Annotated in this window: 2 pseudogenes; both read left to right on the forward strand. The window is 62.7% G+C overall.

What is annotated here, in order from left to right:
• Positions 1–76: 76 nt before the first annotated feature.
• Positions 77–711, forward strand: a pseudogene (locus PG896_RS20870) (LysR substrate-binding domain-containing protein); the annotation flags it as partial.
• Between the two features lie 196 nt (positions 712–907).
• A pseudogene (locus PG896_RS20875) lies at positions 908–1,660 on the forward strand (extracellular solute-binding protein); the annotation flags it as partial.
• Between the last annotated feature and the right edge of the window lie 75 nt (positions 1,661–1,735).

A 1,735-nucleotide genomic window follows, 5' to 3' on the forward strand; every position in this document is an offset into this window, starting at 1 on the left:
ATGATCTCGCACCTCGATAACTGTACGTAAGATCAGTATAGTTCGTGGTAACTGACTGCTAATCATGGGTAATCAGGTAGGCGTAACCACGCTGGTGGCAGGCTACTATCTGTCGGAAGCGCTCGGCCGTTTTCGCCGCGCCTTCCCGGCGGTACAGATCGAGGTGAAAGAGGATGAGCAGCCCTACCTCGAGCACCAGATCGTCAACGGTGAGGTGGACGTGGGGATCCTGATGACCAACCGCACCATCCGCCAGGAGGCGTTCGATACCGAGCTGCTGACCCGCTCGCCGCTGCGGGTCTGGCTCGCCGCCAACCACCCCCTCTGCGCCGAGTCGACCCTCTCCCTCAAGGCGCTCGGCGAGGAGCCCATGATCTCGCTGACCGCCGACCAGCTGGACCAGATCATCGGCGGCGGCCTGCGCCGCTACGGCATCTCGCCGCGCATCGTGCTGCGTACCGCCTCGGTGGAGGCGGTACGCAGCCTGGTGGCGAGCCAGCTCGGACTCGCCCTGCTGCCGGACTTTGCCTACCGCCCCTGGTCGCTGGAGCAGGAGCGGGTCGAGGCCCGCGCCATCAAGGAGCCCATTCCCGCCATCGACATTGGCCGGTGTGGCGGCGTGGCTCCCGGCTGGAGTGGACCGCCCGCGAGTTCATCGACATAGTGCGGGATCAGAGCCGGCTGCGGGCCCGCCAGCACCTCCCCCGCTAGGACTGAGCCTGAACAGCCGTGACTCCAGCAAAAAAATCAGATTCATCTGCACTCGATATCGATTTTACAGATACCAAAGCCGCTAAAAATTGAAATTCTCATTGCTCACGGCTTCTCCTACGCTCATGGCTGGTTAACAGGATGTTAATTGTCAGCGTGGCATCACAACCGTGCCCGCCCCAGCAAGGAGAGCAAGATGAAACTGACCCCCCTCACCCTGGCCCTGATCCCGGCGCTGCTGGCAGGCCAGGCCCAGGCAGCCCCCACCACCCTCGGCAAGGGTGAAGGCCAGCTCAACATCGTGGCCTGGGCCGGCTATGTGGAGCGCGGCGAGACCGACAAGAACTACGACTGGGTCACCGGCTTCGAGAAAGAGACCGGCTGCAAGGTCAACGTCAAGACGGCCGCCACCTCGGACGAGATGGTGGCGCTGATGAACGAGGGGGGCTTCGACCTGGTGACCGCCTCCGGCGACGCCAGCCTGCGCCTCATCGCCGGCGGCAAGGTGCAGGTGCTCAACCTGGCGCTCATCCCGAGCTACAGCAAGATAGACCCCCGCCTGCAGAATGCCCCCTGGCACACGGTAGACGGCAAGCACTATGGCGTGCCCTACCAGTGGGGCGGCAACATATTGATGTACAACACCAAGGTGTTTCCCAAGGCGCCCGACTCCTGGAACGTGGTGTTCGAGGAGCAGACCCTGCCGGACGGCAAGTCCAACAAGGGGCGGGTGCAGGCGTTCGACGGCCCCATCCACATCGCCGATGCAGCCCTCTATCTGATGAGCCACCAGCCGGCGCTCGGCATCAAGGATCCCTACGAGCTGAACGAGGATCAGTACAAGGCCGCCCTCGACCTCCTGCGCCAGCAGCGCAAGCTGGTGGGACGCTACTGGCACGATGCCTTCGTCCAGATCGACGACTTCAAGAACGAGGGGGTGGTGGCCTCCAGGGCCGACGCATGATCATTCTCTGCACAAGTTGATCAAGTCTCGATCAGTTGAACGGCTCCAAGTACGATTTTA

The organism is Aeromonas sp. QDB30 (assembly GCF_027707645.1).
In the GTDB taxonomy this organism is placed as follows: domain Bacteria; phylum Pseudomonadota; class Gammaproteobacteria; order Enterobacterales; family Aeromonadaceae; genus Aeromonas; species Aeromonas caviae.